The organism is Pseudomonas sp. zfem005 (assembly GCF_032621735.1).
Lineage (GTDB): Bacteria > Pseudomonadota > Gammaproteobacteria > Pseudomonadales > Pseudomonadaceae > Metapseudomonas > Metapseudomonas solani.
Genome location: NZ_JAVYJE010000007.1, coordinates 368113 through 391983, shown reverse-complemented (window position 1 = coordinate 391983; position 23871 = coordinate 368113). Strand labels below are relative to the sequence as shown.

Below are 23871 nucleotides of genomic sequence, written 5' to 3'. Positions count from 1 at the left end.
CGCCTGCCAGCCTGTCTGCTCCCATAACAACAACGAGCCGACATCATGCGCATCACCACCCGCTTCGGCGGCCTGCTGCTGGCCGCCGCCCTGCCATTCGGCGCCGACGCGACGCTGCCCGACGAGACTTTGGAGCCGAGCATCAACGCCGAGCTTGCCGAGCACACCCGGCACTTTGACGAGAAGGTCTACAAGATCGCCGACAACGTCTGGTCGGCGGTGGGCTGGAACCTGGCCAACAGCGTGATGATCGAGGCGCCGGAAGGCCTGATCATCGTCGACACGGGCGAGTCCGCCGAGCAGTCGCGCAAGGTGCTGGCGGAGTTCCGCAAGATCAGCGCCAAGCCGATCAAGGCCATCGTCTACACCCACTTCCACCCGGACCACATCAACGGCGTGAAGGGCTTCGTCAGCGAAGAGCAGGTGAAGCGTGGCGAGGTGCAGATCTACGCCCAGGAAACCCTGCTGGACAACGTGGTGACCCAGGGCGCGCTGGTGGGTCCGATCCTCGGCATGCGCTCGGGCTACAGCTTCGGCGCGGCCCTGCCGGACAGCGACAAGCGCGACATGAACGCCGGCCTCGGCCCGCTGGCCCATCCCGGCGCCTCCACCTTCATCGCGCCGACCGTCACCTTCAAGGAAGCCCTGGATACCACCATCGCCGGGCTGAAGGTGCAGTTCCTCCATGTGCCCAGCGAGGCGCCGGACGAGATCGTCCTCTACCTGCCGGACAACCGCGTGCTGATCAGCGCCGAGGTGACCCAGGGGCCGACCCTGCCCAACGTCCACACCCTGCGCGGCACCAAGTTCCGCGACCCGGTGGTGTGGGTGCAGAGCCTCGACAAGCTGCGTGCCTTCAAGGCCGACTACATGGTGCCGCTGCACGGCCAGCCGGTGTCCGGCCGCGACAAGGTGGAAGAGGTGCTGCGCATGACCCGCGACGCCATCGCCTACATCCACGATCAGACCGTGCGCTGGATGAACAAGGGCCTGACCCCCGACGAGTTGGTGGAGAAGGTCAAGCTGCCGCCGCACCTGGCCGGTTACACGCCCTACCTGCGCGAGTACTACGGCACCGTGAAGCACAGCGTGCGGCAGATCTACCAGGGCTACCTGGGCTGGTTCCAGGGCGACCCGGTGGACCTCGACCCGACGCCGCCGGCGGAGAAGGCCAAGCGCCTGATCGCCCTCATGGGTGGGCGTGACAAGCTGCTGCTGGCCGCCGGCGACGCCTACCTCAAGGGGGACTGGCAATGGGCGGCCGAGCTGGCCAGCTACGCCATCCGCGTCGACCACGACGACAAGTTGGCTCGCGACATCAAGGCCCGCAGCTTCCGCCGCCTGGGCTACGCCAGCATGAACATCAACTGGCGCAACTGGTACCTGATGAGCGCCATGGAGCTGGAAGGCAAGCTCGAGGGCGATGCCGCGCTGCAGCTGTCCCAGGGGCTGCGCAACGCCTTCCTCTCGCCGGACATGCTGAAGAACCTGCCGGCGCGGATCTTCCTGCAGAACTGGGTGACCCGCATCGACCCGGAGAAGAGCGCCGACGTGAACCTCACCCTGGGCTTCGTCTTCCCCGATATCAACGAGCAGTGGGCGCTGGAGATACGCCGCGGCGTGGTGGAGATGCACCCGGGCATCCCCGAGGGCACCACGTTGAAGCTGACCTTCGACAAGACCTACCTCGACACCGTGATCAGCGGCGAGAACGGCCTGCTCAAGGGCGCGCTGCTGGGCGACGTGAAGGTGGACGGCAACCTGCTGGACATCAAGACCTTCCTCGGTTGCTTCGACTTCGAGGACGCCCCCATCGCCCTGACGGTGCGCTGACCCACCCCGAGCGCGCAGGCGGGCTGACCCACCGTCGCGCGCGCCGGCCAAACGAAAGTGCGGAAGGCGCGCGCGGCCGGAGACGGCACACTGCAAGGCTCAACCTTGCAATGGAGAACCCCTATGCACGTCCTGTCGTTCGCCAAGGGCGCCCTGGCCATGTTCTGGCTGGTGGCGATCCTCAACATCGTCTACCCCTTCGGCGAGCCCCTGCACCGCCCCCTGCTGCTGGTGGCCGGTGTGATGCTGCTGGTCCACGTGGCCGAGGCCGCGCTGTTCAACCGCAAGCTCAAGGCCCGTCCCTTCCCCTGGCTGGAGCGCACCCAGGTGCTGCTGTTCGGCTTCCTCCATCTGCGCGGGCTGCGTTGACCCTGCCTTCACCGTTCCCGGGCTGAAGCCCGGGCTACGCCTGGGTGCTCCCGCCGCCACCGTCGGTGGAGTGCGGCGGTAGGGCGGGTGAAACCCGCGATGGTGTTGTGCGAAACCCCTGTCGGGTTGCACCCGACCTACACCGGCACGGTGATTGGGTTGGGCATGGCGCCGTAGGTTGGCGCCGAGCGCAGCGAGGCCCAACGGTGCGATGCTCGGCCTTGCTGCGTTGGGCTTCGTGCCTCAGCCCAACCTACGGGGGCGCCGTGTTTCTCGATGGCACTGAAACCCGCATGGCCTTGCCCACGGCGCAGGTCGGATAGGGGCACTGTGCCATTGTTTTTTCTGCTGCCAGCCCGCACCATTCGCGCCTCGTTATCGGGGCCGCCCGGCGGTTCCATTGGCAGGAAATCGGATTTTGCTCAGCAGTATCGGCAAATGGCGAAGCATGGGTAGGCCGGGGGTTATAGGCCCGGCGCTGCTGTTGCTGTTCGCCTTGCTGGCCGGTGCCCTGCAGGCGGATTGGGATTTCACCCTGATCAGCCGTCGCGCCGAATCCCTCTATGGCCCCCTGGGCGATGGCAAGCAGCGCATCGATGATTGGCAGCGCCTGCTGGCCAGCCAGGCGGGCGCCAGCGAGGCGGAGCAGTTGAAGGAGGTCAATCGCTTCTTCAACGCCAAGCTGCGTTTCACCGATGACCTCGCCCTATGGAACCAGGTGGATTACTGGGCGACACCGGTGGAGGCGTTGCGCCGCGGGGCGGGCGATTGCGAGGACTACGCCATCGCCAAGTACATCAGCCTGCGTCACCTGGGGGTGCCGGCGGAGAAGCTGCGCATCACCTACGTCAAGGCACTGCGCCTGAACCAGGCGCACATGGTGCTGACCTATTACGAGAAACCCGACGCGGTACCCCTGGTGCTGGACAACCTGATCGGCAGCATCCTGCCGGCGTCCCAGCGCAGTGACCTGTTGCCGGTCTACGCCTTCAACGGTGAGGGCCTGTGGCTGACCAGCCAGGGCGGCGGCAAGAAGGTGGGCGACGCCAAGCGTCTGTCCCGCTGGCAGGACCTGTTGAAAAAGATGAAAGCCGAAGGCTTTCCCACGAGCGAATAGCGGAGTCGAGATGTCCCTGTTCAAACAGCTGTTGATCGCCATCTGCCTGTTCCTGGTCGTCGCCTTCAGCGGCAGCTTCATGGTCAGCCTGGAAAGCTCGCGCGAGCAGTACGTCAACCAGTTGCGTTCCCATGCCCAGGACGCGGCGACGGCCCTGGGCCTGTCGCTGACGCCGCACATCGACGATGCGGCGATGGTCGAGCTGATGGTCAGTTCGATCTTCGACAGCGGCTACTTCGAGCGCATCCGTGTGATCGACATGGCCACCGGCAAGGTGATCGTGGAGCGCACCGGCGTGCCCGACGCGGTGGCGGCCCAGGTGCCGCAGTGGTTCGTGTCGCTGATCGGCCTGGAGTCGGCCGGCGGCGATGCCATCGTCAGCCGTGGCTGGACCCAGGCCGCGCGGGTCGAGGTGCAGAGCCACCCGATGTTCGCCATCGCCAAGCTGTGGCAGAGCGCCCTCGGCAGCCTCGGCTGGCTGGCCCTGTGCGGCCTGGTCAGCGCCGGCCTCGGCGCCGTGCTGCTGCGCCGCCAGCTGCGCCCGCTGGACTACATGGTGGAGCAGTCCCACGCCATCGCCCGTCGCGAATTCCTCAGCCTGCCGCAGTTGCCGCGCACCCCCGAGCTGCGCCGCGTGGTGCAGGCGATGAACCAGATGGTGGAGAAGCTCAAGGCGCTGTTCCAGGAGCAGGCCGAGCGTAGCGAGCGCCTGCGTGACGAGGCCTACCAGGACAGCCTCACCGGCCTGGGCAACCGCCGTTATTTCGAGATGCAGCTCAGCGCCCGCCTGAGTGCCGAGGACCAGGCCAGCAGCGGCTACCTGCTGCTGTTGCGGGTCAACGACCTGGCCGGCCTCAACCAGCGCCTGGGTGGCCAGCGCACCGACCAGTTGCTCAAGGCCGTGGCCGAGCAGCTCGCGCGCAACAGCGCGGGGCAGGGCGCCGGCCAGTTGCTGGCGCGTAGCCGCGGTGGCGAGTTCATCCTGCTGGCGCCGGGCCTGGTGCGCGAGGAGGCCGAGCAACTGGCCACCCGTCTCGATGGCGCTCTCGGCAGCCTGGCCAGCACCGGTGCCACCGACACCCATCCCGTGGCCCATATCGGCCTGGTGCCCTTCGCCCCGGGCGAGTCGCAGCAGGACCTGATGATGCTCGCCGACGAGGCCCTGGCCCAGGCCGAGCGCCAGGCCGACCGCGCCTGGGCGTGCATCGAGCAGACCCGCGCCGGCAACGTCGGCGATGACCGTCATGCCTGGCACGCGCTGCTGGACAAGGCCCTGGCCCAGGGGCGCTTCCAGCTGTTCTTCCAGCCGGTGGTGGCCAGTCGCGACCCCACGCGGGTGTTGCATTACAAGGTGCTGTCGCGCCTGCCGGACGAGCAGGGCGAGAGCATCCCCGCCGGGCGTTTCCTGCCCTGGCTGGAGCGCTTCGGCTGGTCCACGCGCCTCGACCTGGTGATGCTGGAACTGGTGCTGGCGCAGATGGCCGGCCACGACCAGCCCCTGGCGCTGAACCTGTCCGGCGCGCTGCTGCGTGACGAGACGGCGCTGAACCGTGCCCTCGACCTGCTGCGTCAGCATCCGCAACTGGGCCCGCGCCTGACCCTGGAACTGGAGGAAGACCAGTTGCCCGAGCAGGCGGTGCTGGAGAGCCTGACCCGGCGCCTGCGCGAGCTGGGTTTCGCCCTCAGCCTGCAGCACTTCGGCGGTCGCTTCAGCATGATCGGCAACCTGGCGCGCCTGGGCCTGGCCTACCTGAAGGTGGATGGCAGCCACATCCGCGCCATCGACACCGAGAACGACAAGCGCCTGTTCATCGAGGCCATGCAGCGCGCGGCCCACAGCATCGACCTGCCGCTGATCGCCGAGCGCGTCGAGACCGAGGGCGAGCTGCGGGTGCTGCAGGAAATGGGCATCCAGGGTGCCCAGGGCCAGCTGTTCGGCGCTCCCGCTCCCTGGCGTTGATCCCGGGCGGAGGCGGGCGCCACGGCCCCGCCTTCCGGCCGCTGCCTTGAACCATCCCGCGCTTTGCCCGGTCCCCTGAAGTACGCCAGAACACGGCGTCAGGAGGCCCATGCACTCACCGAAGAACAGATCGACGCCACCCTGTCGGTGATTCCCGGCACCGCGACACCGGTACGCCCGGCGCAGTACATGGCGCAACTGCAGGCCGAGGTGCCTCGGGCGTTCTGGCTGGCGCTACGGGAAGAGGGGCTGGTGGGCGCGGATGTGCCGTTGCCGGTGTAGGGCCCGGCGCAGCGGCGGCAAAGGGGGAGGCAGGGGCCGGGTCAGATGACGCCTGACTCCTCGTCGTTGATCAGGCGGTTCAGGCCGCCGAGGGCCTCGCGTGCCTGGTTACGGCTGAGCAGCTTGGATTGCGCGGCCTGGGGCAGGTCGGTGATGCGGATCACGCCCTTGGTCATCAGCAGGCCGATGAGGTCTTCCAGTACCCGGATCATTTCCTGGTCGCTCTGCTTGAGCTGCATCAGGCTGGCTTCGACGGTCTGGTTGGAATACCAGGCGAGTACGAGCTGGTCATCGGCGGGGAGCATGCCGGTGAAGCCTTCGAACTCTGCCGCTTCCACGCGCACCAGTTGACCCTGGTCGTCTTGCTGAACGTAAAGCATGGGGTACCCCCTTTCTGAGGACATGAAAAGACCTGCGCCAATCTACACGCGCAGGCCAGTGGGGAACATGGGGAAAGCGAACCGGCCGCCTCCCCGCCGCCGGTGCACGGCGACGGGGAGGGGCGGTGTCGGTGGATCAGTGGTGCTCGGTCTTCACCAGCGGGTCGGAGCCGGCCACCAGGGAGCTGACGATCTGCGAGGAGGTGGAACCGTACTGGGTCAGGTCCACGCCCTCGAGCTTGATGGTCACATCGGCGCCGCTGTTGACGTTGCCGGTGGTGCTCACCTGCAGGGTGCTGGTGGCGGTGTCGACCTTGAGGTAATCGAGGAGGTTGCCGGAGTGCGCGGCATCGGGCAGCAGGTCGCTGAGGTCGATGCGGTCGCCCTGGGCGGCATTGAAGTCCTTGATCACGTCGTTGCCGACATCGCCCGCCTTCCACATGAAGACGTCCGCGCCTGCACCACCGGTGAGGGTGTCGTTGCCGATACCGCCGATCAGCAGGTCGTTGCCGTCACCACCGTTGAGCAGGTCATTGCCAGCGTTGCCGTAGAGCACGTCGTGGCCGTTGCCGCCGTTGATGATGTCGGAGTACTTGCTGCCGTTGATCAGGTCGCTGGCTTCGGTGCCGTTGGTGGTCTGGATGGTGTGGACCGCCCAGCCGGTGCTGGTCTCCACGAATTCCTGGCCGCTGGACAGGGTGGTGGCCTGGAACAGCTGGTAATCGCCGGTACCGAGGGTCTTGTACGCCGAGTCATCACTGCCGCTGGGCTTGAGCTCGATCTTCAGGGTGGCGGAGCCGCCCTGGTCCCAGTACAGCAGTTCCAGCGCCTGCAAGCCGCCGGTGAGGCTGACGTTCTTGTAGGTGTCGGTGGTGGTGGACTGGATCTTGTCGGCGTTGGCGACGTCCTGGCCGTCGATCAGCAGGCGGTACCCGTCGTCCGCGGTGATGCGGATGTCGTAGGTTCCGCCGTTGCCGACGTCGATGAAGCCGTGGGCGCGGATGATGGCGTCGCTGGTGTCACCCAGGTTCGACCCGCCGGCCTTGAGGCTGGAGACGTTGCCGGTACTGGCTGCCGTGAGGAAGTCGTACAGGTTGTTCTGGCTGTTGTTGGATGTGCCGATGGTGGTGCCGTTGCTGACGTTGCGGTTGTCACCCAGGTCGTCGCTGAACACCGGGCTGCCGTTCTTCAGGCCGTAGTCGATGGCATTGGCGATGAAGGTGGCATTGACCGAGCCATTCGCCGCGTTGGTGTTGGAACCCACCAGGCTGCTGTTGTTGCCGGAACGGCCCTCGATGTAGTTCTCGACCTGGCTCAGGGTGGTGAGGTTCGGCCGGCTGGTGCCGTTCTCGCTGTAGCCCCAGTACTCGCCGGTCAGGCCGCCACCCAGGCTGGTGGTGCCGGTGGTGTCGGCCATGGTGATGGTGTTGGTGGTGTAGCTGGTGTGCTCCACGCCGCCATCGACGATGTTCAGCGTCAGGTGCTGGGACGCCGTGCTGGCAGTGCTGCCGTTGGGTTCGGTGCTGACCGCCTTGACGTCCAGGCCGATGTCGCCGCGCACGTCACCGGAAACCTGCAGCTTGGCGGTGGCCAGCTGGGCCGCGGTGAGGGTGTACACGCCGTTGACCGCGCTGAGGGTGGTGCCGCCGACGACGATGCTCGAACCGTTGGACAGGTTGCTCAGCTGGTAGCTCAGGCTTTCGGAACCGTCGGTGTCGGTCAGTGCGCCGCCGATGTAGTTGGCCAGGGCGATGCTGGTCTTGCCGCTGACGCCGCCATCGCCGGCCACCACGCCCTGGGACGAGGTGAGGGTGATGTTGTCGATCAGCGCGCCACGACCACTGGAGTCTGTGGAGGTGCCGGCCAGCTTGATGGTCAGGGCCTCGGTATTGCCGGTGCCGACGAAGCTGAAGTGGATGTTCTCCCAGTTCAGGCTGGTCTGGCTGCTGGTGGAGGCGTATTCGCCCACCAGGGTATTGCCGAGGTAGACGGCGATCTTGGTGAAGCTGGTGTCGAAGCCCAGGCGGCCGGCGTAGTCCATGTTCAGCTCGTAGACCTTGCCGACCTCGGTGGTGACGTTGCGGGTCACGCCCAGGGTCTGCGACATGCTGCCGCCGGCGTCGTTGAGCTCCAGGGCGTCGTTGTTGCCGCTGCCCTGCAGCTTGACGGTGACCATGTTGCCGGCCTGGTTCTGCATGCTGTCGCCGTTGGCCCAGACTTCGAACACGTTGTTGCCGCCACTGCGTACATCGCCGGTGGTGACCAGGTTCCAGTTCTCGAAGGTGGCACTGGTGACGTCCTGGGAGGTGCTGTCGCTGTTCGGCGCGGACTCCCAGGTGGTGGTGAACAGGTTGGCCGCTGCCGCCGATTTCACGGTGAGCGTCGGGACGTCGGCCACCGGCGCGATGTCGATGCTCATGGTGCTGCTGGCGGTGCTGAGGGTGCCGTCACTGCCGCTGTACTTGAACTCGGCGTAGGTCTGCTTGTTCAGGCCGACACCGGTGCTGCTGAAGCTGTCGTGGCCGGATTCGTTGGTATCCGGTACGAAGCGCAGGCCGCCGCCATCGATCACCGACTTGGTGACGGTGGCGTTGGCGCTGACGTCGGTCCAGGTGTTGCCCACCTTGACCTGCAGCTTGCCTTCGCCCGGCAGGCTCTCGACCTTGATCGACAGGCTGCTGTTGGCGTCCACGTCGCTGACCTTGAAGTCGCTCCAGCTGAAGACGTAGTTGGCGTCTTCGTTGCCGGTGACCGCAGCGCCAGCGACCACCACGGGGGCTTCGTTGACGTTGGTCACGGCGATGGAGTAGGTCGCCGACTGGGTGCTGCCGTCGGAGCTGGTGGCCAGCACGGTGATGCTGTGGCTGGTGGCGGTCTCGTAGTCGAGCTTGCTGCCATCGGCCACGGTGACGACACCTGTGGTGGCGTTGATGGCGAAGCGGCCGCCGGCGTTGTCGGTCAGCGCGTAGGTCACGCTGGTGCCGGCATCGCCGTCCACACCCAGGGCGGTGACGCCCACGCGGGTGCCGGTGGCGGCGTTCTCGGCCACGGTATTGGTGGCGCTGTCGGAGTCGCTGAGGGTCACGCCGTTGTCGTTCACATTGCTCAGGTTGATGGTGAACACCTGGGTGTTGGTGCTGCCATCGGAGCTGGTGACCTTGACGGTGATGTTGTGGCTGGTGGCGGCCTCATAGTCGAGCTTGCTGCCGTCGGCGACGGTGACCACACCGGTGGTGGCGTTGATCGCGAAGCGGCCGCCGGCATTGTCGGTCAGCTCGTACTTGGTGATGGTCGCGCCGGCGTCGCCGTCGGTGCCCAGTACGGTGAGGCCGACGGTGGAGCCGTTGGCGGCATTCTCGGCGACGGTGTTGGCTGCCGCGTTGCTGTCGGTGATGACCACGCCATTGTCGTTCACGTTGCTCAGGTTGATGGTGAACACCTGGGTATTGGTGCTGCCATCGGAGCTGGTGACCTTTACGGTGACGTTGTGGCTGGTGGCGGACTCGTAATCGAGCTTGGTGCCATCGGCCACGGTGACGACACCGGTGGTGGCGTTGATGGCGAAGCGGCCACCGGCGTTGTCGGTCAGCTCGTACTGGGTGATGGTGGCGCCGGCGTCGCCGTCGGTGCCCAGTACGGTCAGGCCGACGGTGGAGCCGTTGGCAGCGTTTTCGGCAACGGTGTTGGCTGCCGCGTTGCTGTCGGTGATGACCACGCCGTTGTCGTTCACGTTGCTCAGGTTGATGGTGAACACCTGGGTATTGGTGCTGCCATCGGAGCTGGTGACCTTGACGGTGACGTTGTGGCTGGTGGCGGACTCGTAATCGAGCTTGGTGCCATCGGCCACGGTCACCACGCCAGTGGTGGCGTTGATGGCGAAGCGGCCGCCGGCATTGTCGGTCAGCTCGTACTTGGTAATGGTGGTGCCGGCATCGCCGTCCACACCCAGTACGGTCAGGCCCACGGTGGAACCGTTGGCAGCGTTCTCGGCAACGGTGTTGGCTGCCGCGTTGCTGTCGGTGATGACCACGCCGTTGTCGTTGACGTTGGTGAGGTTGATGGTGAACACCTGGGTGTTGGTGCTGCCGTCGGAGCTGGTCACCTTGACGGTGATGTTGTGGCTGGTGGCGGCTTCGTAATCGAGCTTGGTGCCATCGGCCACGGTGACCACACCGGTGGTGGCGTTGATCGCGAAGCGGCCACCGGCGTTGTCGGTCAGCTCGTACTTGGTGATGGTCGCGCCGGCGTCGCCGTCGGTGCCCAGTACGGTGAGGCCGACGGTGCTGCCGTTGGCGGCATTCTCGGCAACGGTGTTGGCGGCGGCGTTGCTGTCGCTGATGACCACGCCGTTGTCGTTGACGTTGGTGACGTCGATGGTGACGGTGGCGGTGACCGGGGTCTTGCCGTCGGTGGCGCTGACCTGCAGCTGGTGCTGGGTGGCGGTCTCGTAGTCCAGGGTCTTGCCGTTGGCGAGGGTGATCACGCCGGTGCTGGAGTTGATGCTGAACAGGCCAGCGTCGTTGCCACCGGTGATGCTGTAGAACAGCGGCTCGCCATCACGGTCCTGGTCGGTGCCGGTGAAGCGGTCGCTGAGGTCGGCGATGGTGCTGCCGGAGGCGATGTTTTCGGCGAAGCTCACGGTGCTGTTGGCCAGGCCTGGGGCACTGTCCAACGCCGCGACCTGGATGGTCATGGTGTTGGGCGTGGAGAAGGCGCCGCTCTGGTCCTGCACCGAGAAGCTGAAGCTGCTGTTGCCGTTGGCATTGGCTGCCGGGGTGTAGACCAGGGAGGCGATCTGCGCCGCGGTGATGATCATGCCGACGGTGACGGCTTCGTTGCCCAGGCTGAGGCTGCCGCTGGCCGGCAGGCTGTTGATGCGGATGCCCTTGAGGCTATCGCCGGTATCGACATCGTTGAAGGCGAAGTCGCCGCTGGTGAAGCTGCGCGGGGTGTCTTCGTTGGTGTTGACGGTGTTGTCGGCGCTGGTGGGCGCGTCATTCACGGCGTGCACGGTCACCGGCAGGGTCAGGTTGGTGCTGGCCTTGTCGCCGTTGGCCCCTTCGGTAGCGGTCGCGGTGACCTTCAGGTCGAAGGTGCCGTTGTAGTTGGCTGGCGGGGTGATGCTCAGGTTGCCCAGGTTCCAGCTGCTGATGTCCGTGCTGGTGCTGCCGCTGGTGGCGGTGAAGCTGTTCACACCGTCGGTCAGGGTGGCGCCCTCGGGGATCTGCGAGATGCCCACGGAGAGGCTTTCCGAGCCGTCGGTGTCCTTCAGCGAGGCGGTCAGGCGCGACAGCGGGATGCTGCTGTCCTCGTCACCTTCGTTGACGTTGTAGAGCTGGTAGTAGCCCTTGCCGTCGCTGCCATGCAGTTCCGACAGGTGCAGGCCGTTGCCGGCCAGGTCGCTGGGCTTGGTGTAGAGCTGCACGTTGGCGCTGGACAGGTCCTGCACCGGGCCGTTGCCGACCTTGACGTTGACGTCCAGGGTGCCCGGGCCGCTCTGGTTGTGCTGGTAGATGTCCAGGGTGTAGTAGCCGCTCTGCTGGGCGGTGTAGCTGCCGCTGAACTGGCCGGTGGAGCCGCCCCAGGTGGCGTTGGCCACGGTGGTGCCGCCCACGGAGACGAGCACGCTGTCGTCACCCGAGCCGCTGAAGGTGTAGGTCTGACCGGCTTCGAGGTAGATCAGGCCGCTGAGCTTGTTGGCCACGCCGGCGTTGACGCTGTCGATGTGGGCATCGGCCAGGTTGCCGCTGCTGGCGGGGGTGCCGGCGGCGTCGATGGTGCTCTTCAGGGTGGCCGGGTTGGCACCGTTGCCGCCGCTGCCCAGGGGCAGGTTGTTCCAGCTCTGTTGCAGCAGACCGGTGGTCGCGGGGTTGCCGCTTGGGGCCTGGGCGCCGAGGTTCGGGGCATCGGCCACGGCCTGGATGCCGACCTGCACGGTGGCGGTGCTGTTGCCGCCCTTACCATCGGTGACGGTGTAGGTGATGGTGTCCGCACCGCTGTAGTTGCCGGTGGGGGTGTAGACCAGCTTGCCGTCGACGATGCTGACGCTGCCGTGCTGCGCGTTGGCGCCGGTCAGGGTCAGGCTGTCGCCGTCGACGTCGCGGTCGTTGGCCAGCACGTCGATGGTGACGGCGGTGTCTTCCAGGGTGCTGGCGGTGTCGTTGGCCGCGGTCGGGGCATCGTTGACCGGGTTGACGGTGATGTTGACCACGCTGTCGACCACGCCGCCCTTGCCGTCGCTGACGGTGACCACGAAGCTGTCCGGCCCGTTGTAGTCGCCGTTGGGCTTGTAGGTGTACTCGCCGGTGCTCGGGTTGAGGGTCAGGGTGCCGTTGGCGGTGCCGGTCTTCAGGGTGTAGGTGAGGCTGTCGCCGTCCGCATCGGTGGCCGTGATGCGGCTGATCAGGGTGCCGTCCTCGTCCACGCTGGCGGTGCTGTTGGGCGCTACCGGGGCGTCGTTGACCGGCTTGACGGTGACGCTGACCAGGCTGGTGGTGGTGCCGCCGTGGCCGTCGCTGATGGTGACGGTGAAGGCATCGCTGCCGTTGAAGTCCTTGGCCGGCTGGTAGGTGTAGGTGCCGTCGGCGTTGAGGGTGACGGTGCCGTGCTGCGGGCCGTTGCCGTTGGCGATGCTGTAGGTGAGGGTGTCGCCGTCGACATCACGGGCGATGACCTTGCCTTCGACCGGGGTGTCCTCGTCGGTGCTGACGCTGGACGGGCTGCTGGTCGGTGCATCGTTGACCGGGTTGACCTTGATGGACACCACGGAGTCGGCATAGCCGAGCTTCGGATCGTAGACCCGGATGGTGAAGGTGTCGGTGCCGTTGAAGTCCTTGTTCGGCGTGTAGGTGTACTCGCCGGTGACGGTGTTGAGCAGCAGCGAGCCGTGGTCGACGCCGGCCTGGATGACGTAGGTCAGCTTGTCGCCGTCCACGTCGCTGGCGACGATCTTGCCGCTGACGCTCTGGTCTTCATCGGTTTCCTTGGCCTGGTCGGCGGTGACCGGGGCGTCGTTGACCGGCTTGACGGTGACGCTGACCACGCTGGTGGTGGTGCCGCCGTTGCCATCGTCGATGGTGACGGTAAAGGCGTCGCTGCCGTTGAAGTCCTTGCCCGGCTGATAGGTATAGGTGCCGTCGGCGTTGAGCGTGACGGTGCCATGCTGCGGGCCGTTGCCGTTGGCGATGCTGTAGGTGAGGGCGTCGCCATCGGCATCGCGGGCGACGATCCGGCCGTCGATCGGGGTGTCTTCGTTGGTGCTGATGCTGGACGGGCTGCTCACCGGTGCGTCGTTGACCGGGTTGACCTTCACGCTCACCACGGAGTCGGCGTAGGCGCCTTTGGCGTCATAGACGCGGATGGTGAAGGTGTCGTTGCCGTTGTAGTCCTTGTTCGGCGTGTAGGTGTACTCGCCGGTAACGGTGTTGAGCAGCAGGGAACCGTGGTCGACGCCGGCCTGGATGACGTAGGTCAGCTTGTCGCCTTCCACGTCGGTGGCGACGATCTTGCCGCTGACGCTCTGGTCTTCGTCGGTTTCCTTGGCCTGGTCAGCGGTGACCGGTGCATCGTTGACCGGGGTCACGTCGATGCTGATGAGGCTGGTGGTGGTGCCGCCCTTGCCATCGCTGATGGTGACGGTGAAGGCATCGGGCCCGTTGTAGTCCTTGTTCGGCCGGTAGGTGTAGCTGCCGTCGGTGTAGAGGGTGAGGGTGCCGTTCTGCGGGCCGTTGCCGCTGGCGATACGGTAGGTGAGGGTGTCGCCGTCGATGTCGCGGGCATCCACCTTGCCGCTCACCGGGGTGTCTTCGGCAACGCTCAGGTTGGCCGGGTTGGCGGTCGGTGCGTCGTTGATCGGGTTGACGGTGATCTGCACCACGGCGTCGATCACGCCGCCCTTGCCATCGTTGACGGTGACGGTGAAGGAATCCGGGCCGTTGTAGTTGGCGTTGGGCTTGTAGGTGTACTCGCCGGTGGCGGTATCCAGTACCAGCGTACCGTTGCTGGTGCCGGACTTGAGGCTGTAGGTCAGGGTGTCGCCATCGGCGTCGGTGGCGTTCAGCTGGCTGGTGAGGCTGCTGTCTTCGTCCACGTTGACGAATGCGTTGTTCATCACCGGCAGGTCGTTCACCGGGTTCACGCCCAGGGCGACCTGGCCGCTGACGGTGGCGGTGCCATCGTTGACGCTGTAGGTGAAGCTGCCCACGGGCTGGCCGGCGGTGTAGTCGGCCGGAGCGTTGTACTTCAGGCCTTGCAGCTGGGCGCTAGTGAGGGTCTGGCCATTGGTGAGGGCGGTACCGTCGGCCAGGGTCACGCTGCCCAGGGTCGGCAGGCCGGTGACGGTGATGGTGAGGCTGTCGCCATCGGCATCGGTCGGGGCCTTGAGGCCCAGGTCGGTGCCGACGCTTTCTTCGTTGACGGTGAGGCTGGTGCTGTCGACGACCGGCAGGTCGTTCACCGGATTCACGCCCAGGGCGACCTGGCCACTGACGGTGGCGGTGCCGTCGTTGACGCTGTAGGTGAAGCTGCCCACGGGCTGGCCGGCGCTGTAGTCGGCCGGCGCGTTGTACTTCAGGCCTTGCAGCTGGGCGCTGGTCAGGTTCTGGCCATTGGTCACGGCGGTGCCGTCGGCCAGGGTCACGGTGCCCACGGTGGGCAGGCCGGTGACGGTGATGGTGAGGCTGTCGCCATCGACATCGGTCGGTGCCTTGAGGCCCAGGTCGGTGCCGACGCTTTCCTCGTTGACGGTCAGGCTGGTGCTGTCGACGACCGGCAGGTCGTTCACCGGGGTGACGCCCAGGGTGACCTGGCCGTTCACGGTGGCGGTGCCGTCGTTGACGCTGTAGGTGAAGTTGCCAACGGCCTGGCCGGCGGTGTAGTCGGCCGGGGCGTTGTACTTCAGGCCTTGCAGCTGGGCGCTGGTCAGGCTCTGGCCGTTGGTCACGGTGGTGCCGTCGGCCAGGGTCACGGTGCCCAGGGTCGGCAGGCCGGTGACCTTGATGGTCAGCGGGTTGCCGTCCACGTCGGTCGGGGCTTTCAGGCCCAGGTTGGTGCCGACGCTTTCCTCCGCCACGGTGAGGGAGGTGCTGTCGACCACCGGTGCATCGTTCACCGGCTTGACGCCCACGGTGACGGTGGCGGTATCGGTGCCGCCATGGCCGTCGCTCACGGTGTAGGTGAAGGAACCGGTGCCGTTGAAGTTGGGCGCAGGGGTGAACACCACCTTGCCGTTGACCAGTTCCACGGTGCCGTTCTTGGCGCCCTGGACGCTGATGATCGTGAGGCTGTCGCCATCGACGTCGGTGTCGTTGCCCAGCAGGGTGGCGGGCTCGATGGTCAGCGGCTGGTCTTCGTTGGTGGTCAGTACGTCGTTGCCGGCCTGGGTCAGCTGGCTGCCGCCGACCACGGTGTAGGTGCCGCCTTCCGGACGCAGTTCGACCTTCAGCTGGGCCTGGCCGCCCTGGTCCCAGTAGACGATCTGGATATTGTGGGCGCCGCTTTCGGCAAGGGTGAAGGTGGCCGATTCGCGCGCGGTCGGGCCCTGGTTGCCGTTGTATTCGGCGACCACCTTGCCGTCGATGACGATGCTGAAGCCGTCGTCGGCGGTGACCTTGAACTGGTAGGTGCCGGCGGCGAGGCTGATCTGGCCGGTGAGCTGGATGATGGCGTCCGAGCTGTTCGCCGGGTCGGTGTTCAGGGAGCCGGCATCGGCGCCGAGGAATTTCTGCAGCTGCTGGTCGCCGCCCAGGTTGCTGGACACGCCGTTGCCGTAGTTCAGCTCGGTGGCGGTGAAGGTGGCGCTGGGGGTGCGGCCGGCGATGAAGGCGGTGACGCCGGCGAGGTTCTCCAGGTTGCCGCCGTCGGTGCCTTCACGGTAGGCGTAGTAGTTGCCCTTGAGGCCGGCGATGACACCGAAGTCGTCGTTGGCATCGGGCGCGTCGTTGATCGGGTTGACGCCCAGGGTGACCTTGCCTTCGACGGTGGTGGTGCCGTCGTTGACGCTGTACTTGAAGTCGCCAACCGGGTCGCCGGCCTTGTAGTCGGCCGGGCCGTTGTACTTCAGGCCCTGCAGCTCGGCGCTGGTCAGGGTCTGGCCGTTGGTCACCGGGGTGCCATTGGCCAGGGTCACGGTGCCGACGGTGGGCAGGCCGCTGACGGTGATGGTCAGGACGTTGCTGGTGTCGACGTCGGTCGGGGCGGCGATGTTCAGCGGAGTGCCGGTGCTTTCCTCGTCGACGGTGACGCTGGTGTCGGTGACCACCGGGGCGTCGTTGCGGCCCTCGATGGTGACCGAGGCGTTGGCGCTGGTGACGCCGCCGTGGCCGTCGCTGACTTCGTAGCTGTAGGTGAGGACGACCTTCTCGCCCACGGCCAGGTAGTCGTACTTGGACGGGTCGATCTTCAGGCTGTTGCTGGCGGCGTCGAAGCTGACGCCGGACGCATCGCCGCTGCCCACCTGCTGGACGTTGCCGACGCTGAGGACGTCGTTGGCATCTTCGTCGGAGGCGTGCTGCAGCAGGTCGAGGCTGTAGGCGGACGCGTCTTCGTGGGTCAGGGTGGTGGCGACACCGCTCACCACCGGGGCGTCGTTGCTGCCGGTGAGGGTGATGGTGACGTCACGGGAGACCGGGGCGCCGCTGCTGTCGGTGACGGTGACGCGGTAGACCAGGGTGACGGTCTCGCCGGCGCCCAGGTAGTCCAGCGCGCCGGCGGCGACGCTGTAGCTCCAGTGCACGGAGCCCTGGCCGTCGCCCTGGGCGGCATCGCTGATGCTGGCGCTGAGGTTGCCCAGCACGTTGACGCTCTGGCCGTTGCCGTCCTTCGCGCTGACCAGCTCGGTGCCCACGGTGTGGGTGTTGCTCAGGTCGGCGTCGCCGAAGCCGAAGTCGCCGCTGGCGGTCAGGCTGCCGGCGTTCTCGCCGGGCACGCCGTCGGCGCGTTCGGTGATGCTGCCGCTCTGTACGGTGCTTTCCAGTACGGGGGCGTCGTTGCGGCCCTCGATGGTGAGGGTGGCGGTGGTGGGGGTGACGCCGCCGTTGTTGTCGACCACGTCGTAGCTGTAGGTGAGCACCAGCTTCTCGCCGGCGGCGAGGTAGTTGTAGGCGTTCGGGTTCACCTGCAGGCCGTTGCCGCTGAGGGTCACGCCCGAGGCGTCCTGGGTGCCGACCTGCTTGAAGTTGCTGATGCCCAGCACGTCGCTGAGGTCGACGTCGCTGGCGTTGGCCAGCAGGTCGACGCTGAAGGAGGCGGCGTCTTCGTTGCTGTCCACGGCGATGGCGCTGCTGACCACCGGCGCGTCGTTGACGCCGTCGATGGTGACGGTGGCGCTGGTGGTGACCAGGCCGCCCTTGCCGTCGCTGACCTGGTATTCGTAGGTCAGGACGACGCTCTCGCCCTTGGCCAGGTAGTTGTACCGGGACGGGTCGACCACCAGGGTGTTGCCCTGGACGGTGACGCCGGCGGCGTCGTTGCCGCTGGTTTCCCTGACGTTGACGGCGCTGAGCACGTCCTTGGCGTCGGCATCGCTGGCCTTGGCCAGCAGGTCGATCACGTGGCCGGCGGCGTCTTCGTTGGTGCCGTAGGTGATGGCGCCGCTGACGACCGGCACATCGTTCACGCCGGTGATGGTGATGGTCAGGGTGTTGCTGCTGGGCAGCGAGCCGTCGGTGGCGGTGAAGGGAATCTGGATGATCAACTGCTCGCCCTGGCCCAGGGCCTGATAGGCGGCGTTGCTCGGGTCGAAGGTCCAGGTGCCGTCGGCGTTCAGGCTGAAGCCGGCCGGAGCGGGGTTGTTCAGGGTGAAGGTCAGGGTGTCGCCGTCGACGTCGGTGGCATCGAGCTTGCCGCCGATGGCCGGGGCGTCTTCGACCGTGGTGGCGCTGCTGGCGCTGGCCACCGGGGCGTCGTTCACCGGGGTGATGTTCAGGGTGATGCTGTCGGTGTCGCTCAGCTTGCCGTCGCTGGTGCTGATGGTCAGGGTGTCCTGGCCGTTGTAGTTGGCGGCGGGGACGTACTTCAGGCCCTGCAGGGCGGCGTTGATGGCCGCCTGGCTGCCGGACAGGGTGATGCTGCCGGTGCCGTTGCCGCTGAAGGTCAGGCCGTTGGCGAGGATCGGGCCGAGGCTCAGCACGCCGTGGTCGACGCTGAGGGTGGTGGTCAGCTTGTCGCCGTCCACGTCGCTCACGCTGACGCTGTTGTTGCCGAAGAGGCTGAAGACCTTGCTGCCGTCCTCGGCCAGGGTCTGGGCGCCGGGGGTGGCGTTGACCGGGGCGTCGTTGACCGGGGTGATGTCGAACTTGAGGGTGGCGGTGCTGGTGAGGCTGCCGTCGCTCAGGGTGTAGGTGACGCTCGGGACCGGGCCGTTGTAGTCCTTGGCCGGTTCGAAGGTGAAGTCGCCGTTGGCCTTGATGGTCAGCTTGCCGGTGCCCAGCAGGTCGAGGGTCCCGCCCGCATTGACACTGACGAAGGGGAGGGCGGTGATGCTGAACTTGGTCACGACCAGGGCGTCGCCGTCCACGTCCTTGTCGTTGGCCAGGACGTTGCCGGTGGCGGTGGTGTCTTCGTTCAGGGTGACGCTGTCGTTGACGCCGACCGGGGCATCGTTGACCGGGGCGACGGTGATGGTCGCGGTGGCCTTGCTGGTGGAGACGGCGCCGTTGTTGTCGACGGCGCTGTATTCGAAGGTGGTGGTGCCGTTCCAGTCCTTGGCCGGGACGAAGTACACCGGGCCGGTGACGCTGTCGCCGGCCTTCAGGGCGGTACCGCCGTTGGCGCCGGCGTAGAGGGTGCCGTTGGCGGGCACGGAGTCGATGGTGAAGCCGGTGACGGTGCCGTCGACATCGCTGCCGGACAGGTTCACCGGGATGCGTGCGGCCTGGTCTTCGTTGCCCGAGGCGCTGACGGCATTGGCCACCGGTGCGTCGTTGGTGCCGGTGAGGGTGATGGTCAGGGTGCTGTCGGCGCTGGCACCGTGCTCGTCGGTGACGGTGACCGGCACCTTGATGACCAGCTGCTCGCCGCCCTTGAGGTAGTCGTAGGCGGCGTTGCTGGCGTCAAAGGTCCACTTGCCGTCGCTGCCCAGGGTCAGGCCGGCGACATTGGCGGTGGTGCTGAAGGCGAGGACCGCGCCGTCGTCGACGTCATTGGCGGCGATCTGGCCGTTGATCTGGCCGTCGCCTTCGCTGGCAGCAGCGGTGGCGGCGGTGATGGTCGGCTTGTCGTTCACGCCGGTGACGGTGATGGTCAGGGTGCTGCTGCTGGACAGCTTGCCGTCGGTGGCGGTGAAGTTGATGGTCAGGGTGGTGGACGCGCCTTCGGCCAGGTGCTGGTAGTCGGCGTGGCTCGGGTCCAGGGTCCAGGTGCCATCGGTATTCAGGGTGAAGCCGCCGGGCAGGGTGCCTTTGGCGCTGTAGGTCAGGGTGTCGCCGTCGACGTCGGTGGCGGCCAGCTTGCCGCCGATGGCCGGGGCGTCTTCGGTGGTGGCATCGGTGGTCGGGGTGGCCACCGGCGCGTCGTTCACCGGCTTGATGGTGAGGGTGACGCTGTCACTGTCGCTCAGCTTGCCGTCGGTGGTGTTGATGGTCAGGGTGTCCTGGCCGTTGTAGTCCTTGGCCGGAACGTACTTCAGGCCTTGCAGGGCGGCGTTGATGGCCGCCTGGCTGCCCACCAGGGTGATGCTGCCGGTGCCGTTGCCGCTGAAGGACACGCCGCCGCTCAGCGGGCCGAGGGTCAGCGCGCCGTGTTCGACGGAGAGGGTGGTGGTCAGCTGGTCGCCGTCGATGTCGCGGACCGCGATGCTGTTGCCGGTCAGCAGGCTGAAGCTCTTGCTGCTGTCTTCGTTCAGGGTCTGGGCGCCGGGCACGGTGTTGACCGGGGCGTCGTTGACCGGGGTGATGTCGAAGGTGAGGGTGGCGGTGCTGGTGGCGCTGCCGTCGCTCAGGGTGTAGGTGATGGACGGCACCGGGCCGTTGTAGTCCTTGGCCGGCACGAAGGTGAATTCGCCGTTGGCCTTGATGGTTAGCTTGCCGATGACCAGGTCGGCGGTCTCGCCGGCCTTGAAGCTGACGAAGGGCAGGTTGGTCAGGCTGAACTTGGTGACGGTCAGGCTGCTGCTGTCGACGTCGGTGTCGTTGGCCAGCACGTTGCCGGTGGCAGTGGTGTCTTCGTCCAGGGTGATCTTGTCGGCCACGCCCACCGGGGCATCGTTGGTGCCGTTGATGGTGATGGTGACGCTGGTCTTGGTGCCGTCGGCAGCGGAGACCTCGAAGCTTTCGGTGCGCGTGTCACCGACGTTCAGCTCGTTGAAGGCCGAGTTGGCGACGAAGGTCCACTTGCCGTCGGTGCCGATGCTGAAGGTGCCGTAGTTGCCGGCGACGTTGTTCTGCGCCACGAAGGTGTTCGGGCTGTCGACGTCGCTGATGGTCAGGGTGCCGTTGGCGGTCACCGGGGCGTTGGTCTCGGTCAGCTGCACGTTGGCGCTGCTGAGGACGGCCGCGTCGTTGGTGCCATTGATGGTGACGGTGACGCTGGTTTCGGTGCCGTCGGCGGAGACGACCTTGAAGGATTCGCTGTAGGACTGGCCGACGTTCAGCTCGTTGAAGGCCGAGTTGGCGACGAAGCTCCAGCTGCCGTTGGCGTCGATGTTGAAGGTGCCGTAGGTGCCGGCAACGTTGCTCTGGGCAACGAAGGTGTTCGGGCTGTCGACATCGCTGATGGACAGGGTGCCGGCGGTGCTCAGCGGGGCGTTGGTTTCGGTCAGCTGCACGTTGGCGCTGCCGAGGATGGCCGGGTCGTTCACGCCGGTGACGGTGACGGTCAGGGTGTTGGTGGCCTGGGCGCCGTGCTCGTCGGTGACGATGTACTGGATGGTGACGGTGGTGGTCTCGCCTTCAGCCAGGGACTGGTAGGCGGCGTCGCCGGCGTTGAAGGCCCAGGAGCCATCGGCATTCAGGGTGAAGCCGGCCGGGGCCTTGCCATCCACCGCATAGGAGAGGACCGCGCCCTTGTCGGCGTCGGTGGCCACCAGGTTGCCGGTGATGCTCTGGTCTTCGGTGACGGCCGCAGTGGTAGCGGTGGCGACCGGGGTGTCGTTGGTGCCGGTGAAGTTGATGGTGATGACGCGGGTATCGCTAGCGCCGGAGGGGTCCTTCACGGTGACGGTGAAGTTCTCGCTGGCGTTCTCGCCCAGGCCCAGGCCGTTCACGGCATCGGCATTGACGACATAGGTGTAGCTGCCATCGGCGTTGACGGTGAGCTCGCCGTAGGCGCCCTTGGCGCTGCCGCTCCAGGTCAGAACGGTGTCGTCGACGTCGGTGGCGGTGAGCTGGCCCTTGATGTCGGCGAAGGTGTCGGCGGCGGCGGTGTCATCGACATTGGCTTCATAGGTGCCGCTGGCGACCGGGGCGTCGTTCACCGGGTTGATGCCGACGTTGACGGTCAGCGGGGTGGAGGCGCCGCGGCTGTCGCTCACGGTTACTTCGAAGCTGTCGCTACCGTTGTAGTCCTGGCCCGGGGTGTAGGTCCAGGTGCCGTCCGGGTTCAGGGCGAGGGTGCCGTTGGCCGGTACGCGGGTGACGGAAAATGTCACAAGGTCGCCGTTGGCGTCACGGCTGGTGAAGGTGCCGCTCAGCGGCACGTCTTCGTCGGTGGTCAGGTTGAAGGTGGTGATGGGGTTGCCGGAGCCGTCGGTGAACTCGGGGGCGACGTTCTGCAGCGGGTCTTGGGTGTCGTCATCGCCGGCCGCCTGGAAGGCCAGGCCTTCGGTGTTGAAACCGACGGTGGGGTCGACGCGCTCGCCCGTGGCGTCCAGCAGCACGAAGCTGTGGCTGCCGCCGGCCGTGCCAGTACCGCCAGCACCGCCCGCAGCAGGGGCGCCGCCGGCCGCGGTGGCTTCGAAGGCTTGAGTCGGGTCGACGCCGGCGGCGATGGCTTTCTGCAGCTCATCGGCGCTGGGTGCCTGGGTGGCCGGCTTGTCGTCAGCGGCCTGGGGGGCGATCTCGGCGCTGCTCCACTGGGTGTCGCGGCCGAGGTCGAGCATTTTGCCGTTGGGCAGTTCAAGGGTCACCATGCCCGCAGCGCCGGTGATCAGCTGATCGCCCTGGAAGATGCGATCACCTTCTATGAGCTGGCGCTGCACACCCTCCGGAGAGACTGCAACTACTTGGCCGACAACGCTCTTGACGATTGCAACGACACTGCTCATGAGGGTGACTCTCCTGGTTTGGCTCTAGCTTCGGCGTGCTGCTTCGGTGCTCTTGCGAAGAGCCGTTTCGATGCAGGCATTCCCTTGTTTAATGGTGGTATTTTTTTGTCGTCAATTTATTGGCTTATCGCGTTTTGCTATTAAGTTTATGCCAATGTATTGACCAATTGGCATCCATCCTAAACAATCGTTTTCGTAATGTCACTTTGATATTCGATGGCCGTCCGGAATTTTTCAATGAGACTTGGATCACGGTTTTCTGCTCCGCGAGAGCGAGGTTGATGCCAATTTCATGACGGTGATTTCGGCCTTCAAACTACTGTCTCCAACACTCTGATAAGGATGCCAATCCATGCGTCTGCGTTTTGCTTGTGTCGTGCCTTTCGCTCTTGCTGCGAGTCTTCCGCTCCATGCCCAGACTCTTTCCGAAGCCATGCAGCGCGCACTGGATGTACACCCCGAAGTCCAGGCCGGCATCAATAGCCGGATGTCCGCCGACTACCAACTGAAGGCCGCCAAGGGCGGTTACCTGCCGAAAGTCGACCTGCTCGCCGGCTACGGCCGCGAGGGTTCCGACAACACCACCACCCGTGGCCAGGGCGACCACTGGAAGACCATGACCCGTGGCGAATCGTCGCTGCGCCTGCAACAGATGGTGTTCGACGGCTTCGCCACCTCCAGCGAAGTGGCCCGCCAGCAAGCCACAGTCAATTCCCGTGCCTACTCGCTGCTCGGTACGTCGGAAAGAACGGCCCTGGACGCAGCCCAGGTCTACATCGACGTGATCCAACGCCAGGAGATGGTCCGCCTGGCGGAAAACAACCTGAAGAGCCACCAGCGCATCTATGACCAGATCAGCCTGCGCAGCAGCCGTGGCGTCGGTCGCCTGGCCGACCAGGACCAGGCCGAAGCGCGCCTGGCCCAGGCCCGCAACAACCTGATCACCGAGCAGACCAACCTGGCTGACGCCCGCACCAACTTCTATAGCGTAGTCGGCATCGACCCGGTGGACCTGAGCGAGCCGGCCGGCCTGGCGGGCCAACTGCCCACCGACATCGCCGAAGCCCGCCAGACCCTGTTGGCCAACAGCCCGATCCTGCGTTCCGCCGAGTCGGACGTCGCCGCTGCCGAGAAGCAGTACGACGCGGCCAAGTCCTTCTTCTACCCGCGCTTCGACGCCGAGCTGAGCCGTGGCGCCGACAACGACCTGGACGGCCAGAACGGCCACGTCAACGAATGGCAGGCCATGCTGCGCATGCGCTACAACCTGTTCGCCGGCGGCAGCAACAAGGCCGACCTGGAATCCAAGGCCTACCAGATCAACCAGGCGCTGGACATCCGCAACAACGCCCTGCGCGTGCTCAACGAAGACCTGGGTCTGTCCATGAACGCCCTGGCCAACGCCCGCGAACAAATCCCGATCGCCCAGCAATATGTCGACTACAGTACCCGGGTACGCGAGTCCTACCAGAAGCAGTTCAGCATCGGTGAGCGCACCCTGCTGGACCTGCTGGACAGCGAGAACGAACTGTTCACCGCGTCCCGCCGCCTGGTGGAAATTCGCTACGTCGAACTGTTTACTCAGTACCGGATCAAGGCGACCATTGGCGAGCTGCTCAAGAGCCAGGGCGTGGTTGCGCCGATGGCCTCCGTCGTCCAGTCCGAACTCAAGCCCGAGGCGACCCTGCCGGGCCTGAACTGAGCCTTCACCCGTCCTAGAGAAAGAGTGTCC

8 protein-coding genes are annotated in these 23871 nt (G+C 66.2%); 6 read left to right on the top strand and 2 right to left on the bottom strand.

Annotation, left to right across the window (positions count from 1 at the left end; all coding sequences use genetic code 11):
• The first annotated feature begins 45 nt into the window (after positions 1-45).
• The 5 genes from RTW82_RS17900 (at position 46) to RTW82_RS17880 (ending at position 5561) form a co-directional block, all read left to right on the top strand.
• On the top strand, positions 46-1833 hold the full coding sequence (locus tag RTW82_RS17900; RefSeq protein ID WP_316925889.1) for an alkyl/aryl-sulfatase: 1788 nt from the start codon (positions 46-48) through the stop codon (positions 1831-1833).
• Positions 1834-1956: 123 nt separating this feature from the next.
• The gene (locus RTW82_RS17895; protein ID WP_021218074.1) at positions 1957-2202 is read left to right on the top strand and encodes a DUF1145 domain-containing protein; all 246 of its coding nucleotides are present in this window, start codon (positions 1957-1959) and stop codon (positions 2200-2202) included.
• Between the two features lie 448 nt (positions 2203-2650).
• The gene (gene lapG / locus RTW82_RS17890; RefSeq protein ID WP_316925907.1) at positions 2651-3319 is read left to right on the top strand and encodes a cysteine protease LapG; all 669 of its coding nucleotides are present in this window, start codon (positions 2651-2653) and stop codon (positions 3317-3319) included.
• 10 nt (positions 3320-3329) lie between these two features.
• A complete protein-coding gene (lapD, locus tag RTW82_RS17885) occupies positions 3330-5279 on the top strand; it encodes a cyclic di-GMP receptor LapD (protein ID WP_316925888.1) in 1950 nt (649 codons plus the stop codon).
• 63 nt (positions 5280-5342) lie between these two features.
• A complete protein-coding gene (locus RTW82_RS17880) occupies positions 5343-5561 on the top strand; it encodes a hypothetical protein (RefSeq protein ID WP_316925887.1) in 219 nt (72 codons plus the stop codon).
• 41 nt (positions 5562-5602) lie between these two features.
• Here the strand turns inward: RTW82_RS17880 and RTW82_RS17875 are convergent, their stop codons facing one another.
• Both RTW82_RS17875 and RTW82_RS17870 read right to left on the bottom strand, forming a co-directional pair.
• Positions 5603-5941, bottom strand: coding sequence for a hypothetical protein (locus RTW82_RS17875; RefSeq protein WP_021218070.1), 339 nt, complete (start codon positions 5939-5941; stop codon positions 5603-5605).
• 136 nt (positions 5942-6077) lie between these two features.
• Positions 6078-22139 carry a retention module-containing protein gene (locus RTW82_RS17870; RefSeq protein ID WP_316925886.1) on the bottom strand — a complete coding sequence of 5354 codons (16062 nt, stop codon included), beginning with the start codon at positions 22137-22139 and terminating at the stop codon, positions 6078-6080.
• Positions 22140-22491: 352 nt separating this feature from the next.
• On the opposite strand from RTW82_RS17870, the gene RTW82_RS17865 reads away from it, so the two are divergent.
• Positions 22492-23841, top strand: a complete 1350-nt coding sequence (locus RTW82_RS17865) for a TolC family outer membrane protein (protein ID WP_031288730.1) — start codon at positions 22492-22494, stop codon at positions 23839-23841.
• Positions 23842-23871 lie beyond the last annotated feature (30 nt).